The organism is Streptomyces sp. NPDC049887 (assembly GCF_040656535.1).
Taxonomy (GTDB): Bacteria; Actinomycetota; Actinomycetes; order Streptomycetales; family Streptomycetaceae; genus Streptomyces.
The window spans coordinates 31066-46079 of sequence record NZ_JBFAMM010000004.1 but is presented as its reverse complement, the minus strand read 5'-3'; the positions used below and the strand labels follow the sequence as shown (position 1 = coordinate 46079).

Below are 15014 nucleotides of genomic sequence, written 5' to 3'. Positions count from 1 at the left end.
TCCGGCGGGCCTCAGATGCCGCGCGCGTCCGTGAGGTACGCCGACACCACGACGTTCGCCGTGTACGAAGCGGTCTTCTTGTCGTAGGTGCCACCGCAGGTGATGAGCCGGAGTTCGGCCCGGCCCGGATGGTGCGCCCCGTACACCTTCCGGGCGTCGAACCGGTCCCGGCCGACGACCTGGACGTCCTCGATGGTGAAGACGGCGACCGAGCCGTCGGTCCGGGTCACCTTGACCGTCTCGCCGGGGCGGGCCGCGCTGAGGCCGTAGAAGACCGCCGGCTCGGTCCTGGTGTCGACGTGGCCGACGAACAGCGCGGCGCCCTCGGCACCGGGCCGGGTTCCGGTGCCGAACCAGCCGACGGCGTCCGGGGTGGCGAACGGCGGCGGTTCGACCGCGCCCGTGGTGTCCAGGCCGCGGGCGACGACGGGGGCCGAGACCCCTATCGAGGGAATGTCCACCTTGGTGGGTCCGACGGGTGCCAGCGGCTCCCGGGCGGGCGGCAGCGGTACGCCGAGCGGGCGGCCCACCGCCGCCACGTCACCCGTGGTGGGGGCCGAGGAGCCCCCGGCACCGTCGCTGGCCTCACGGCCCCAGAACCACAGGCCCGTCAGCAGGATCGCCCAGGCCACCCCGGTGAGCAGCCGGCCGCTGCCCGGAGGCGCCTCGTCGCCGGAGGACACGGCGGGTCAGTCCCGGTCCGGGGAGCCGACACGCCGGCGGCGGGCACTGCGGAAGGCCACGGCGACCGCCGCCGCTCCGGCCAGAAGCAACCCGATCACCGTGTGCGGCGTGCCGGGGCCCTGGCTGTCGGCGGACTTGGCGCTCTGCGCGGCCAATCGGTCGGCGGCGCCCCCACCGCCGGCGCGGACGGGGGCGACGGGGCTCTCGGCCGGGTCGGGGTTCCCGACCAGGTCCTCCGGGCCGTCTCCCTCGTCGGAGCCCTCGTCGGAGCCGTCGTCTGAGCCGTCGTCTGAGCCGTCCCCGCGGTCCCGGGACCCGTTGTCCTTCCTGCCGTCCTGGGACCCCTCGTCCTTCTTGCCGTCGCGAGATCCCTCGTCCTTCTTGCCGTCGTCCTTCTTCCCCTCCTGGCCCCCACGGTCCCTCCTGCCGTTCTCCTCCTCGCCCTGCTTGTCGTCGGGCTCGAGGCGGGAGGGCGGCGTGAGCGTGACGATCTGGAGCCGGTCCACGGCACCGCTCTCCCGGCCGTCCTGCACCTCGCTCCCGGATTCCGCTCTGACGGGGTGGACCGTGTCCGTGGGCCGGGCACCTTCCTCCGCGTGCGCGGCCCCGGGGACGGGCGCCAGGATCAGGAAGCCGGCGGCCACCCCTACGACACGGAGAGCAATCGGAACTGAACGCATTGTGAACCTCCTGGTGTAAAGAGATTCACGCGTTCCGCCCAGTTCCGCATCTCCAGGGGACCCGGACGGGTCAGTGCGGCGGGGCCGCCCGGGCCTCCGACCGGGTCAGATCCGGTCCACCAGGTCCGCGATGGAGTCGACCACCTTGGAGGGTCGGAAGGGGTAGCGGTCGATGTCCGCGGGTGCCGTCAGACCGGTCAGCACGAGGAAGGTCTCCATGCCCGCCTCGAGGCCCGCGAGCACATCGGTGTCCATCCGGTCGCCGATCATCGCGCTGGACTCGGAGTGCGCCCCGATGGCGTTCAGCCCGGCCCGCATCATCAGCGGATTCGGCTTGCCCACGAAGTACGGATCCTTGCCGGTGGCCTTGGTGATCAGTGCCGCGACCGATCCGGTCGCGGGCAGCGGGCCCTCGGCGGACGGCCCGGTCTCGTCCGGGTTGGTACTGATGAAGCGGGCCCCGCCGTTGATCAGCCGGATCGCCTTCGTGAGCGCCTCGAAGCTGTACGTACGGGTCTCGCCTAGGACCACGTAGTCGGGATCCTGGTCGGTGAGGACGTACCCGATCTCGTGCAGGGCGGTGGTCAGCCCCGCCTCGCCGATGGCGTACGCCGTACCGCCGGGGCGCTGGTCGTCCAGGAACTTGGCGGTGGCCAGCGCGGACGTCCAGATGTTCTCGATCGGCACGTCCAGGCCCATCCGCGCCAGCCGGGCGTGCAGGTCGCGCGGGGTGTAGATGGAGTTGTTGGTGAGGACGAGGAACGGTTTCCCGCTCTCCCGGAGCTTCTTGATGAAGGAGTCGGCGCCGGGGATCGGCACGCCCTCGTGGATGAGGACACCGTCCATGTCGGTGAGCCAGGATTCGATCGGCTTGCGATCTGCCATGAAGCGGACTCCTGCCGTACGCGTAGTGCGAGGTGCGGTGAGCTGACGGGGCGCCGCCACGACGATGTACCGGCGCCCTCCAGCCTAGTCAGGAAGTCGTGACCCTGACCCCGTCGATCACCCGGTACCAGTTGTTGGCCCCGGTGTAGTGGAAGCGGAAGCTCACGTTGGCGGCCCCGGCCGGGACGGGGACGGACACGGACTGCGACTGCGACACCACGTCCGAGGTGTAGCTCCTCACCACGGCCGCCGTCCCACCGTTGAAGGAGGCCAGGGTCCGGGCGGTCTGGCCGCCCTCCTGGCGGTAGAGGGTCGTGAAGTCGAGCCGCACGGTGCCGCGGCCGCTCACCTCGTACGCGGGGGCCGAGCCCGGGGACCGGGCGCCGGCGCCCTCCCGGAGCTCGCGGGCGCGCAGGGCCGTCTCCAGTCCCTCACCCCGGCCCGGCAGCTGACCCGGATCTGGCCGAGTTGCGCAGGCCGGCCCCGGTGGCCCCGGCCTCGCGCTCGATCTGCACGACCTCGTGGCCGCGTTCCACTGCCTGCCGGGCGTGCATGCTTCCCACCACGTCTGCTCCCACGACGCTGACTCGCACGCTCGCAGCGCTCGCCGCGGTGGAGGACCCGCCGGGAGTCGGTCGGGAACGGGCCGGGAGTCGGTCGGGGACGGGCCGGGAGTCGGTCGGGGACGGGCCGGTGAACGGGCTCGCAGGGAAGCAACGCCTTGATTCCCTGCCGGCCCTCAGCGGGACCGGCGCCTCAGCATGAGCAGCACCACCGCTCCGGCCAGGAGGACGCCACCGGCCGTGGCCATACCCACCGAGTGCCAGGGACGGGCACCGGTCGCGGCGAGTTCGTGCGCGTCCCGCCGGGCGGCTCCGTCCTCACCTGACCCGTCGCCGGGGGCGCGGGTCCGGGTCGCCTCCGGTTCGGCGGCGGACTCCGAGGGCCGGCCGGTGGGCTCGGGTGCGACGATGGCGAAGCGGTAGTCGTCGGACTCCCCCACCCAGTCCCCGTCCGCCCCCCGGCGCTGGACGACGGCGGCGTTCGCGACGACGGCGTCAGGGGGCGTGGTGCGGTCGGGGAAGGCGAGCCGCACACGTACGGAGAACGTGCCGCCGGCCGGCAGCGACAGGCCCGCGAACCCGCCCGAGCCGGCGCCGAAGGCACCGACGGCCTCCCCCTGGTCCGTCGTCTCGACGGTGACGGGCCTCCACATCCGCGCGGCGCCGTCGAAGAACTCCAACCGGACCCGGTCGGGCGGGATGGCCCGGGCCTGCCCGGCGAGGACGACCACGGGATGGATGTTCAGGCACGGCTGGGCCGTGGTGTTGGAGAGTTCGACGGAGAACTCATGGGCGCCTCCGCCGGCCCGGTACTCCCCCGGGCCCCGCACGATGCGGGTGGCGACCGGGAACTCGACCGCGCTCGGATCGCCGCAGGAAGGCTGCTGCTGGAGGGGCGCTCCGCCGGGTGCCGCCGGCGACGCGGCGTTCGGCGCCCCGGACTGCGGCGCGCTGGGCTGCGGGACGGCGGGCTGCGGAACCGGCGGCACGGACGCCGCCGTCCGGGGTCCAGCAGGCTGCTGGGGTGCCGGGGGCTGGGGCACCAGGGGCTGCGGCACGGTGGACGCGGGCGGCACGGGCTGGGACGGGAGTCGTCGGGGCGGGGTACCCCGGACGGCGGGGGCGGACCGCGGTGCGGCGGGTTGCTGGCGACCGGTGCGGGGCGGTGGGGACGGAGGAGCGCTCGTGCGGGGCGGCGCGGGAGGCGGTGCGGCCGTACCCGGCGCCGACGGTACGGGACGCGGGGTCTGCGGGGGGTGCGCGGGGGCCGGTCCCGCCAGGACGACGGGGACGAGGGCGGCCGTGACGGCTCCGGCGGCGAGGGCGGTGCGCAGGCGCATGGGGAACCTCAGCAGATCGCGGGCGTGGGCGGCGTCGGCAGCGACGCTGCCACGCGCGCCTCCGCCCGCCGGGTACCGACGCCACCCAGCGACCTGAAAATCACACCATTACGCCCGGTTGGCGGATCCCGTCGCCTCCATACGACCGAACAGCGGTCCCAGCACCAGCTGTGCCGCACCCTCCGCCACGGGGTGGGCACCGGTCTCGGCCAGCGCGACGCGCACGGCCCCGTCGCCGACCACCGCGCGAACGCCCCGGACGAACGTCTCCGGGTCGGCGAGGACCGTACGCCCGCCGAGCAGCACCTGGTCGACGTCGAGCAGCCGTACGAGGTTGGCCGCCCCGGTGCCCAGGATCCGGGCCGCTTCGCCGAGCTCACCGCGGGCGACGGCCGCGAGGCACAGGGCCTCGATGCAGCCGTGGTTGCCGCAGGGGCAGACCGGGCCGTCGAGCCGTACGACCTGGTGCCCGAACTCGCCGGCGCCGGTACGCGCTCCCCGGTGCACCACGCCGCCGATCACGAGCCCGGCGCCCAGTCCCGTACCGAGGTGGAGGTAGGCGAACGACCCCGGCGCGGCCGTGGCGGAGGAGGCGGACGTGGCGTAGGCCCCCGGCGCGGCCGTGGCGGAGGCGGCGGCGGGGACGGGACCCCCGTCCACGGGTCCGGTCGCCGTACCGGCGCCCCTGGAGCCCGCCTCCGGCCGCCCCCGCAACGCGAGTGCCAGTGCGGCCGCGTTGGTGTCCTTGTCCAGGACGACCGGCAGGCCGAGCCGTTCCGCGAGTTCGTCGCGGAGCGGGACGCCCGCCCACCCGGGCGCGCCGGTCACCCGGCCCGGGACCCCGCTCCAGTGGTCCAGCGGCCCGGGCATGCCGACCCCGACGCCGAGCACCCGTTCCGGTGCGCCCGCCAGCAGCGCCCGCACCTCGCCCGTCGCCGCCGACATGACGCCGGGCACCGCGCCAGCGAGGTCCAGCGCCCGGGTGCGGGAGGCGACCACGGTGCCGGCGAGGTCGACGAGGACGGCCGTCAGCTCGTCACGGTCCAGGTGGAGCCCCACGGCGTGCGCGGCGGACGGGACGAGTCGCAGAACCGTACGGGGCTTTCCACCGGTGGACGCACGGCGGCCCGCCTCGGTCGCCAGCCCCTCCGCCCGCAACCTCGCCGTGATCTTGCTGACGGCCTGGGGCGTGAGTCCGGTGCGCTCGGCCAGCTCCAGCCGGCTGATCCCGTCCTCGCCGGCCGCCCTCAGCAGATCCAGTACCAGCGCCGCGTTGTGGCTGCGCAGCACCGGAAGATTCGCACCCGCGTTGCTCCACTTCACCCAGCCATTGTGCGCTGCGCTTGCGCTTTGGCAACAGCGTTGCTTAAGTGGGGCCCATGACAGGCAGCACTGGCACCGGCGCCACGCCCGGGAAACCCACCCCGGCCGGGACGCCCTTCCGTGTCGGACTCGTCGGCTACGGCCTGGCGGGTTCCGTCTTCCACGCCCCGCTCGTCGCGGCCACCGAGGGCCTCGCCCTCGACACGATCGTGACGTCGAGCGAGGAGCGCCGGGAGCAAGCCCGTGCCGAGTTCCCCGACGTCCGCTTCGCGGCCACGGCCGACGCGCTGTGGGAACGCGCGGACGAGCTCGATCTGGTCGTCATCGCGTCTCCCAACAAGACGCACGTCCCGATCGCCACCGCCGCCCTCGAGGCCGGGCTCCCCGTCGTCGTGGACAAGCCGCTCGCCGGGACGGCCGCCGAGGCCCGGGCGCTGGCCGGCCTCGCGGAGAAGCACGGACTGCTGCTCTCCGTCTTCCAGAACCGCCGCTGGGACAACGACTTCCTCACCCTCCGCCGCCTGATCGAGGACGGCGAGCTCGGTGAGGTCCAGCGCTTCGAGTCCCGGTTCGAGCGCTGGCGCCCGCAACTCAAGGGCGGCTGGCGCGAGTCGGGGGCCCCCGAGGAGATCGGCGGCCTCCTCTACGACCTGGGCAGCCACGTCGTCGACCAGGCCCTCACCCTCTTCGGGCCGGCGGTGCGTGTGTACGCGGAGTCCGACGTACGCCGCCCGGGCGCCGAGACCGACGACGACACGTTCATCGCCGTCACGCACGCCGGAGGCGTCCGCTCGCACCTCTATGTGAGCGCCACGGCCTCCCAGCTCGGCCCGCGTTTCCGGGTCCTGGGCTCGGCCGCCGGCTATGTGAAGTACGGCCTGGACCCGCAGGAGGCCGCACTGCGCGACGGCGCCCGGCCCGAACCGGGCCGCCCCTGGGGCCAGGAGCCGCGGGAACTGTGGGGGCGCGTGGGCTCCGGAGAGTCGCCGCTGACGGGTGGCGGACACCCCGTCGAGACCCTGCCCGGCGACTACCCGGCCTACTACGCCGGCGTCGCCGCCGCCCTGCGCGACGGCACCGCCCCGCCGGTCACCGCGTACGAGGCGGCCGACGCCCTCGACGTCCTGGAGGCGGCCCGCCGCTCCGCCCGCGACGGCGTCGCCGTGGAGCTCGGCGCATGAGCGGCGGCGACGCACGGGCCGGCTTCCCCGGTATAGCCGTGCTCGAGGCACAGGAAGAGCGTCTGACGCTGCGCCGGTTCACCCACGACGACGCCTGGGCCCTCGGCTCCGCGCTGGCCGAGCTGGCGCGCGAGCGGCAGGCACCGGTCGCGATCGACATCCGTCGCGGCGGACAGCAGCTCTTCCACTGTGCCCTCCCCGGGTCGTCGGCGGACAACGACGCCTGGATCGACCGCAAGCGGCGGGTCGTCGAGCGCTACGGCGAGAGCTCGCTCCTCGTCGGCAGCAGGTTCCGCGCCAAGGGCACGACGTTCGAGGAGTCGTCCCGGCTCGATCCCGACCGGTACGCGGCGCACGGCGGATCGTTCCCGGTCCGCGTCGAGGGCGCCGGCGTCATCGGCACGATCACGGTCTCCGGCCTTCCGCAGGTCGAGGACCACGCGATGGTGGTGGAGGCACTGGAACGCCTCCTCGCCACCTGAGGACCCGCGGAGGGGGTGAATCCCCCGCACCCCCTCCGCGACCCTTCCCCTTTTCTCCTCCTCGCCGCGCGCTTCCCCCTCGCCCTGCCCGCGCGGCGCCTCCCCGACGGCTCCCCTACCGTGCGGCCTACGCGTCCTTCAGCACCTGGCGCTGGCGCCCGAGCCCTTCGATCTCCAACTCGACGACATCACCGGCCCGCAGATACGGCTTGGGCTCCGGCTGCCCCATCGCCACACCGGCGGGCGTACCGGTGTTGATCACGTCCCCCGGGTACAGGGTCATGAACCGGCTGACGTACCGGACGACTTCGGTGACGGGGAAGATCTGGTCGGCGGTGGAGCCGTTCTGCTTCAGCTCACCGTTGACCCATAGCCTCAGGGGCAGCGCCTGAGGGTCCGGCACCTCGTCCCGGGTCACCAGCCAGGGTCCCAGCGGGTTGAACGTCTCGCAGTTCTTGCCCTTGTCCCAGGTGCCGCCGCGCTCGATCTGGAACTCCCGCTCCGAGACGTCGTGCGCGACGGCGTACCCGGCGATGTGCGCCAGCGCCTCCTCGTGGGACTCCAGACAGCGCGCGGTACGCCCGACGACCACCGCGAGCTCGACCTCCCAGTCCGTCTTCACGCTGTTGCGCGGCACGAGGACGGTGTCGTCGGGTCCGACGACCGTGTCCGACGCCTTGAGGAAGACGACGGGCTCGGCCGGGGGCGCCGCGCCGGTCTCCGCCGCGTGGTCGTGGTAGTTCAGCCCGATGCACACGACCTTGCCGACACGGGCGACCGGGGGGCCGATCCGCTCCCCGGCCGCGTCGAGCACCGGGAGTTCCCCGGCCTCCGCGGCCGACCGGATCCGGCCGAGCGCCTCCTCGTCGGCGAGCAGGGCCCCGTCGATGTCCGGCACCAGTCCGGACAGGTCCCGCAGCGTCGTCCCGTCCCGGTCGAGCAGCGCGGGCCGTTCCGAACCCGCTTCACCGACACGCAGCAGCTTCATCTGTTCTCCCTGTGGTCCCTGTCGTCGAGGTGGCCCCGCTTGAGGAGTCCCCGCGTGCGGCGGAGGGGAATGTGCGGCTCATCGGAGGTTTGGCTGATCCTCCAAGAGATCGGAACAGCCCACAAGACCCTGTTCACAACCTGGACCGTTACCCGGCGGTAGCCAGCGCGCCGGCAGCCGGGGCGTCCCGGTACAGGAGCACCCTCTCCACGGCGCTCCACGTCGTGCTGGTCACCACGTAGAGCGCCGCCGCCAGCGGCACCACCGCGACGGTGATCAGCGTCGCGAACGACATCAGCGGCAGCACCCTCGTCATCAAGCCCGCCCCCGGCAGCGCCTGCTCCGGCCCGGCCGGGGCGGCGGCCGCGAGCTGCCGCCTGGTCCGCACATACGTGAACGCGGCCACGACGGCGACGATCCCGAACAGCGCGAGATACACCGAACCCGCCGGCCCGAACACCCCGCCCTGCGCGAGCGCGTCGGCCCACCGGCCCCCCAACTCGGCCCCGAACAGGCCGTGCCCGAGCAGTTCGTTCGCCTCCCCGCCGATCCGGGGGCTGGAGAACAGGTGGTACATGAGGAAGAACGCGGGCAGCTGCAGCAACCCGGGAAGGCAGCCCGCAAGCGGCGAGACCTTCTCCCTCGTGTGCAGTTCCAGGACGGCACGCTGCAGCCGCTCCGGATCCTTGCCGTGCTTCCTGCGCAGCTCGGCCATCTGCGGCGCGAGCCGGGCCCGTTCCTTCTGCCCCCGCGCCGCCGCGCGGGACAGCGGATGGACGGCCAGCCGAACCAGCGCGGTGAACAGGACGATCGCCGCGGCGGTGGCGGAAGCGTGGAACAGCGGCTGGACCAGATCGGCGAGCCGGCCGACCAGGGATGCGAACAGGGACATGAGTGCGGACATGGAGGCCCTCCGGGTCTCGTCGTGCCGGGAAGAACGGATATGTCGGCATGACGACCCGCGAAGGGACGCACGCCCCCGAAGGGGCACGCGCGAGAAAGGCGAGGGGGGTTGGCGTCCCTACGCGATGGTCGTCGAGGGACGACCGGGAGCCCTGGGCCGGCAGCGACCCGCGGAGTCGGGATCGCGCTGCGGCAGGAACGCCGTGCGCTGCTCGCGATCACGCAGCGCGGTACGTATGCGGGTGCGCGGGACCCGCGGCACCGACCGCGAGAGGATCAGCGCACAGGCGACCAGCGCGGCACCGGCCGCCGCGGTGGCGGCGAGGGCCACGGCGGTGGAGAGTCCGATGCCCTCGGCGACGAAGACCTCGACGAGGATGAAGAGCAGCAGCGCGAGCGGCCTCAGCACGCGCCAGGTCTGACCGGCCATGCGTGCCCCTCCCTTGCTTCCCCGCCCCGCTCGCCGCGGTGGCTGTGCTGCCGCACCAGTGATACGAACCTCCATTCGTTATACACGAGCGAAACGCCCTCCGGGTTCCCTGTGGAAAACCTCGGCGACGCACCTCGCACCGCCCGCGGGACCGGCGTCCGGCGACGGCCGTCCGGCGACGGGCGGGTCTCCGCGAGCGCAGCGGCCGGCCGGGCCCGGAGCGAGACGCGCGAGGCGCGCATCACCGGGGCCGCGTCGCGGCGAGCTTTCCCCACACCACCAGCCGGTACTCGGACGTGTACTCGGGCGTGCACGTCGTCAGCGTCACGTAGCGGCCCGGCTCGCCGTACCCGTGACCGGGCCGGACCACGCTCCTCGGCACGGCCGCGATCACCCCGCCGTCGCGCGCGGACGTCTGCGGCAACTGCTTGTCCACGACATAGGTGAAGACGCCGGTGCGGGTCTCCACCTCGATCCGGTCGCCCCTGCGCAGCCGGTTGATGTACCGGAACGGCTCGCCATGGGAGTTGCGGTGCCCCGCGACCGCGAAATTGCCCACCTGCCCCGGCTGCGCCGTCCGCGGATAGTGCCCGACATAGCCTTCGTCCAGCACACCGCGCCTGGCGACGCCCCGCGCGACGGGCACGACGAGACCGAGCCGGGGGATGCGCAGCACGGCGTACGCCTGTGCCCAGCGGGGCGCGGCCTCCCGCGGGCCCCTGCCACCGCCGACGCCCGGTGCGCGCCGCTCCGGTGCCGCCTGCCCCGCACCGGGGTCCGGCCCCGTGCCGTCGCCCGACGCGGCCCCGGCACCCGCCCCGGGCGTCCGTACCCACTCCCGCTCCAGCGCCTCGACCTGCCGTGCGGCACCCTCCTTGGCCTGCCGGTTGGTCCACCAGAGCTGGTGCGCGACGAGCAGGAGCACCACGACGCCCAGGGTCACGGTGATCTCGGCACCGGCCCAGAGCGCGCGGGCGAGCCCGGCCCGGGCGCCCGCCCGGGTCCGCCGCCCCTGTACCACCACAGGTACCCGCCCGGCTCCCCGCCGCGGCCTCCGCTCCCGCACGGGGCGCACGATAGGGGCAGCCCCTCCAAGTCACCAGGCCCCTGCGAGGCCCCGTACAGCAGTACGGTGTGCTTCATGCGCCCCGACACGCCTGCCGACCACACCGCCGAAGCCGAGCGCCTGCTGCGCACAGCGGAGCAGTACCCGGAGGACCGTGAACCGCTGCTGCTCCAGGCCGCGGCACATCTGGAGCTCTCCGGCGACCGGGCCCGCGCGAGCGGCCTGTACGACAGCCTCCTCGCCGACGATCCGGACGACTCCCACCTGATCAAGGCGCTCCAGGCGGCCAACCTGTGGGAGTACGGCCACGAGGCGGAGGCACGCACGCTCATCGACGGCATCCGCACGGCGGCCCCGGACGACGCGGCACCGTGGGAGATCATCGCCGAGACGCTGGAGGCCCACGACGAACTCGACGCGGCCCACGCCACCTTCACCGAGGCCGTCACCCGACTCATCGTCCCGGACGAGGAGACCTCCTACTCGACCCAGTCCCTCCTGACCGGCCGCCACCGCGTGCGCCGCCTCCTGGCGCTGCCGCACGACGACTGGGACACCCTCGCCGACCGCCTCCACTCGGCGGCCGTCCCCCTGGACGAACTCCACGACCCCAAGCGCCTGTGGGCCCTCGGCTCCTCGGACCCCGCGGAACTCCGCGCCGAGATCGACCGTCTCCGCTCCGAGCTGGGCACCTACCGGGCCGCCCTGTCCCGCCCCTTCCCGGTCGCGGTCCTCCACTGGCCTGCACCCGAACTGACCGAACTCCTCGGCACGTACCCCTCGCTGGCCTCTGAGTACCCGACCCACGACGCCCATCTCACCGCCATCGAGTCCGCCCTCCGCGACCTCGCGGCGACGGGCACGGGCAACCTCGGCATCGTCACGGGCACGGTCCCCTCCTACGAGGCGTTCGCCGCTTCGGAGGCCACCTCCCCCGCGGACGCCTCGCTCCTCCCCCAGTACGCCACGACCCTGGCGGCCCGCGGCAAGGCGATGCCATGGCCCCCGTCGAAGGGGGCACTGTGCTGGTGCGGGTCGAGGGCCGCGTACGGGGGGTGCCACGGGGTGGGCAGGCCCTGATCCCTGCCGGTGGCCGCTGGAGTCTCTGAGAGGTGGGTCGCAGGGGAGGGATTGAGATGACGAGGCCGGTCGACGCCGAGCAGCCAGTTGCTGGACTCTACGAGCAGTTGATCACCTTGCGGCTGGAGAACCGGCTCAAGGACCTGGGAGCGGACGGCCAATGGCACGCGATCGACGACGTCGTGGGGCCCGAATCATCGCCCCACGTGATCGCCCGCCATGTGGCGGAGACGACCAGACTGGTGCTGGAACGGCTGCCCGCCGCAGATCGAGTGCACGCGGCGAACCACATCCTCGAGGCCATGAACACCGTGGACGGGGCTCGTGAGTGGGTCGACCTCGTCGCCGAAGGCCCCCGGCAGTTGCTCGCAGTCGCCGAGAAGGAAGCCGAGGGCGTGTATGCCATCCGCCCGGCGACGCCCCTCTCCGACACGGCACTCATCACCAACTCCCCCGAAGACCCGAGCCTCGGTTTCGAGTTGCGGGCCGAGTTGGCGACGGCTGACGGTGTCGATCTGCTCTGCGCCTTCGTGAAATGGCACGGACTTCGCGTCATCGAGCGTTCCCTGGAAGCCGCCCACGCTCGCGGAGTGCCCATTCGCGTCCTCACGACCACCTACATCGGTGCCACCGAGCGGCGCGCTCTGGACAGGCTGGTTCAGAAGTTCAACGCCCAGATCAAAGTCAACTACGAGCTGCGCTCCACCCGCCTCCATGCCAAGGCCTGGCTCTTCCGCCGGAACAGCGGCTACGACACGGCGTACGTGGGCAGTTCCAACTTGTCGAAGGCCGCCCTCCTCGACGGACTGGAGTGGAACGTCCGGCTCTCCTCCGTCGCCACCCCGGACGTGCTGCGCAAGTTCGAGGCGACATTCGACTCCTATTGGAGCGATTCGGCATTCGAACCGTACGATCCCGTGCGCGACGCCACGCGTCTCGACGACGCGCTCCTGCAGGCGGGCCGCGGTACCCGCAGCCCCGAGGGCCGGCATGTCACACTCTCCGGGCTGGAGGTACGCCCCTACCCGCACCAACGGGACATGCTGGAACGCCTTGAAGCGGAGCGCGAACTCCACGGACGCGACCGCAACCTCTTGGTCGCGGCGACCGGCACCGGCAAGACGGTCATGGCCGCTCTGGACTTCAAGCACCTGCGGGAGAAGTACGGACCAGATCTGCGGCTTCTCTTCGTCGCTCACCGCCAGGAGATCCTCAGACAATCACTCCGTACGTACCAGGACGTGCTCGTCGACGCGAACTTCGGGGAGGAGCTGCACGGCAACCTCGTTCCGGGAGAATGGAACCACGTCTTCGCCAGCGTTCAGTCCCTCAGCACGCGGCGTCTCGAACGCTTCCCACCGGACCACTTCGACGTCATCGTCATCGACGAGTTCCACCACGGAGTGTCGCCGACCTATCGGAAGATCATCGACTATTTCACTCCTCGCCAGCTGCTCGGCTTGACTGCGACGCCGGAGCGGATGGACGGACGCAACGTCCAGGACGAGTTCTTCAACGGCCGCATCGCGGCGGAGATGAGGCTGTGGGAGGCACTGGAGAATGAGCTGCTGAGCCCCTTCCACTACTTCGGCGTGACCGACGGCACCGACTTGAGCGCCGTTGCGTGGAAGCGCGGCTCCTACGACCTGTCGGAGCTGAGCAACCTCTTCACCGGTAACGACGCTCGAGCACGCCTCGTGGTACGGGCCGTCATGGACAAGGTCTCGGACCCGGCGTCCATGCGTGCTCTGGGGTTCTGCGTGTCGGTGTCCCACGCGCGCTTCATGGCCGACTTCTTCTCACGCGCCGGCCTCAGAGCCGTGGCGCTGTCGGGCGAGTCGCCGAGAAGCGACCGAAAGGCCGCGCTGGACGCTCTGAAGTCCGGAGAGCTGCAGGTCATCTTCTCGGTCGACCTGTTCAACGAGGGCCTGGACATCCCGGACGTCGACACGCTCCTCCTCCTGCGCCCCACCTCAAGCGCAACGGTGTTCCTGCAGCAACTCGGGCGGGGACTTCGCCGGACCGAGAGCAAAGCCGTGCTGACCGTTCTCGACTTCATCGGCCAGCACCGCAAGGAGTTCCGCTTCGAGCGGCAGTTCCAGGCGCTGACCAATCTGACGCGCAACCGCCTGCTGGCCGGTATCGAGCGCGATTTCCCGACCCTCCCCTCCGGCTGCCAGATCATTCTTGAGCCCAAGGCCAAGGACACCGTGATCAGCAACATCCGCAGTCAGATCGGCGTCAACGTCACACAACTGGCACGTGAGGTCGGTCAGTACGCGGAGCCCCGTCTCTCCGGCTACCTCAAGCAGAGCGGCCGGGACATCAAGGAGCTGTACCGAGGTAACGGAAGCTCTTGGACGGGCCTCCTGCGCCGCGCCGATCTGCTCTCCACGACGGCGACCGAGGGGGAGGACGCACTCCTCAGAAGGGTGCCCGCGTTTCTTCATGTCGACGACCCGCACCGCGTCGCGGCGTACACGAGCCTCCTCGAGGACGACGCCCCGCCGTACGACGAGCTCGACGACCTCGGCCAGGCATACGCACGCATGTTCTTCTTCTCACTCTGGCCCCTCGGGGGCTTCCGCACGTACCAGGAGGCCTTCGACTCACTGCGGCCCCGCCATGACTTCCGAAGCGAACTCCGGCAGGTTCTGGCCTACGACCTCGACCAGGCGGACCACGTCCCCACCCCCCTCCTCGGCGACCTTGGCGGCCTCCCCCTCACGGTGCACGCTTCCTACAGCCGCGAGGAGATCCTCCCTGCTCTGGACCAGTCCCACATAGGGGGCTCCATGCCGGGCCACTTCCGCGAGGGCGTCAAGTGGTGCGAGAGCATACGAACCGACGCCCTGCTGATCACTCTGGAAAAGGACGAGAAGGACTTCTCCCCACAGACCCGCTACCGGGACTACGCCCTGAACGAGTCACTCTTCCACTGGGAGTCCCAGAACCAGACCTCGGACACATCCCCCACCGGCATCCGCTATCGGAGACACGAGGAGCTGGGGAGCCACGTCCTCCTCTTCGTCCGCCGCTACAAGAAGACGGATATCGGTGGACCTCAGCCCTGGCTGCTCCTCGGCCCCGCGGACTACGTGACGCACAAGGGAAGCAAACCGATGGGCATCACGTGGAGGCTTCGGCATCAGATGCCTGCCGGCGTCTGGACCTACTCGACCGTCGCCGCGAACTGACCGGCGGCCGGCTCCGCGCACGGCGGGTGGGGTCAGGGGTCGATTGCCGCAGCCCGGCCGGCCTGCCCGCGTCTCCCGCCCCTGACCAGCCAGGAGTCGCGAGAGCGCGCGTTCCGCTCCGTGCGGTTGTCACGTCTGTAAGTGGTGGGTCCCCCGGCGCGGTCGTAGCGTCGATACAGGAGCAACCGTTCGAAGGAGGTCGGGAGCGCCTG

General features: G+C 72.0%; 13 protein-coding genes and 2 pseudogenes. 4 read left to right on the top strand and 11 right to left on the bottom strand.

Translation table 11 applies throughout. The annotated features are described in order from the left end of the window. Positions 1-11 precede the first annotated feature (11 nt). From AB0J10_RS06310 to AB0J10_RS06280, 7 genes and pseudogenes are all read right to left on the bottom strand, one after another. Positions 12-683, bottom strand: coding sequence for a class F sortase (locus tag AB0J10_RS06310; protein ID WP_363058388.1), 672 nt, complete (start codon positions 681-683; stop codon positions 12-14). Between the two features lie 6 nt (positions 684-689). Next, on the bottom strand, positions 690-1364 hold the full coding sequence (locus AB0J10_RS06305) for a hypothetical protein (RefSeq protein WP_363058386.1): 675 nt from the start codon (positions 1362-1364) through the stop codon (positions 690-692). 105 nt (positions 1365-1469) lie between these two features. Then, on the bottom strand, positions 1470-2249 hold the full coding sequence (locus AB0J10_RS06300) for an HAD-IIA family hydrolase (protein ID WP_363058384.1): 780 nt from the start codon (positions 2247-2249) through the stop codon (positions 1470-1472). Positions 2250-2337: 88 nt separating this feature from the next. Further along, positions 2338-2610: pseudogene (locus AB0J10_RS06295) on the bottom strand (nucleotide pyrophosphatase); the annotation flags it as partial. A gap of 9 nt (positions 2611-2619) precedes the next feature. After that, positions 2620-2842: pseudogene (locus AB0J10_RS06290) on the bottom strand (FAD-dependent oxidoreductase); the annotation flags it as partial. A gap of 146 nt (positions 2843-2988) precedes the next feature. Next, positions 2989-3801, bottom strand: coding sequence for a hypothetical protein (locus tag AB0J10_RS06285; protein ID WP_363058382.1), 813 nt, complete (start codon positions 3799-3801; stop codon positions 2989-2991). A 459-nt stretch (positions 3802-4260) separates the two neighbouring features. Next, positions 4261-5475: an ROK family protein gene (locus AB0J10_RS06280; RefSeq protein WP_363058380.1), complete on the bottom strand. Its 1215-nt coding sequence runs from the start codon at positions 5473-5475 to the stop codon at positions 4261-4263. Between the two features lie 56 nt (positions 5476-5531). On the opposite strand from AB0J10_RS06280, the gene AB0J10_RS06275 reads away from it, so the two are divergent. Both AB0J10_RS06275 and AB0J10_RS06270 read left to right on the top strand, forming a co-directional pair. Further along, positions 5532-6656, top strand: coding sequence for a Gfo/Idh/MocA family oxidoreductase (locus AB0J10_RS06275; protein WP_363058378.1), 1125 nt, complete (start codon positions 5532-5534; stop codon positions 6654-6656). Then, positions 6653-7138 carry a heme-degrading domain-containing protein gene (locus AB0J10_RS06270; RefSeq protein WP_363058376.1) on the top strand — a complete coding sequence of 162 codons (486 nt, stop codon included), beginning with the start codon at positions 6653-6655 and terminating at the stop codon, positions 7136-7138. The genes AB0J10_RS06275 and AB0J10_RS06270 overlap by 4 nt, the downstream gene beginning before the upstream one ends. 127 nt (positions 7139-7265) lie before the next feature. Here the strand turns inward: AB0J10_RS06270 and AB0J10_RS06265 are convergent, their stop codons facing one another. The 4 genes from AB0J10_RS06265 to AB0J10_RS06250 form a co-directional block, all read right to left on the bottom strand. Beyond that, positions 7266-8126, bottom strand: coding sequence for a fumarylacetoacetate hydrolase family protein (locus AB0J10_RS06265; RefSeq protein ID WP_363058374.1), 861 nt, complete (start codon positions 8124-8126; stop codon positions 7266-7268). Positions 8127-8274: 148 nt separating this feature from the next. After that, positions 8275-9030, bottom strand: coding sequence for a YidC/Oxa1 family membrane protein insertase (locus AB0J10_RS06260; RefSeq protein WP_363058372.1), 756 nt, complete (start codon positions 9028-9030; stop codon positions 8275-8277). A 117-nt stretch (positions 9031-9147) separates the two neighbouring features. Beyond that, positions 9148-9459 (bottom strand): DUF6412 domain-containing protein, encoded by a 312-nt coding sequence (locus AB0J10_RS06255; protein ID WP_363058370.1) that lies wholly within the window; start codon positions 9457-9459, stop codon positions 9148-9150. A 241-nt stretch (positions 9460-9700) separates the two neighbouring features. Then, positions 9701-10483: a class E sortase gene (locus tag AB0J10_RS06250; RefSeq protein ID WP_363058368.1), complete on the bottom strand. Its 783-nt coding sequence runs from the start codon at positions 10481-10483 to the stop codon at positions 9701-9703. Positions 10484-10600: 117 nt separating this feature from the next. Here AB0J10_RS06250 and AB0J10_RS06245 point away from each other — a divergent pair, with 117 nt between their 5' ends. Both AB0J10_RS06245 and AB0J10_RS06240 read left to right on the top strand, forming a co-directional pair. Then, positions 10601-11605 (top strand): hypothetical protein, encoded by a 1005-nt coding sequence (locus tag AB0J10_RS06245; protein WP_363058366.1) that lies wholly within the window; start codon positions 10601-10603, stop codon positions 11603-11605. Positions 11606-11661: 56 nt separating this feature from the next. Continuing rightward, positions 11662-14802 carry a DUF3427 domain-containing protein gene (locus AB0J10_RS06240; protein ID WP_363058364.1) on the top strand — a complete coding sequence of 1047 codons (3141 nt, stop codon included), beginning with the start codon at positions 11662-11664 and terminating at the stop codon, positions 14800-14802. Positions 14803-15014: the final 212 nt, after the last annotated feature.

Coding starts and splice junctions, on each gene's coding strand:
- AB0J10_RS06305 (WP_363058386.1), bottom strand. CDS start 1,364: ATGCGTTCAGTTCCGATTGCTCTCCGTGTCGTAGGGGTGGCCGCCGGC.
- AB0J10_RS06300 (WP_363058384.1), bottom strand. CDS start 2,249: ATGGCAGATCGCAAGCCGATCGAATCCTGGCTCACCGACATGGACGGT.
- AB0J10_RS06275 (WP_363058378.1), top strand. CDS start 5,532: ATGACAGGCAGCACTGGCACCGGCGCCACGCCCGGGAAACCCACCCCG.
- AB0J10_RS06270 (WP_363058376.1), top strand. CDS start 6,653: ATGAGCGGCGGCGACGCACGGGCCGGCTTCCCCGGTATAGCCGTGCTC.
- AB0J10_RS06265 (WP_363058374.1), bottom strand. CDS start 8,126: ATGAAGCTGCTGCGTGTCGGTGAAGCGGGTTCGGAACGGCCCGCGCTG.
- AB0J10_RS06260 (WP_363058372.1), bottom strand. CDS start 9,030: ATGTCCGCACTCATGTCCCTGTTCGCATCCCTGGTCGGCCGGCTCGCC.
- AB0J10_RS06255 (WP_363058370.1), bottom strand. CDS start 9,459: ATGGCCGGTCAGACCTGGCGCGTGCTGAGGCCGCTCGCGCTGCTGCTC.
- AB0J10_RS06245 (WP_363058366.1), top strand. CDS start 10,601: ATGCGCCCCGACACGCCTGCCGACCACACCGCCGAAGCCGAGCGCCTG.
- AB0J10_RS06240 (WP_363058364.1), top strand. CDS start 11,662: ATGACGAGGCCGGTCGACGCCGAGCAGCCAGTTGCTGGACTCTACGAG.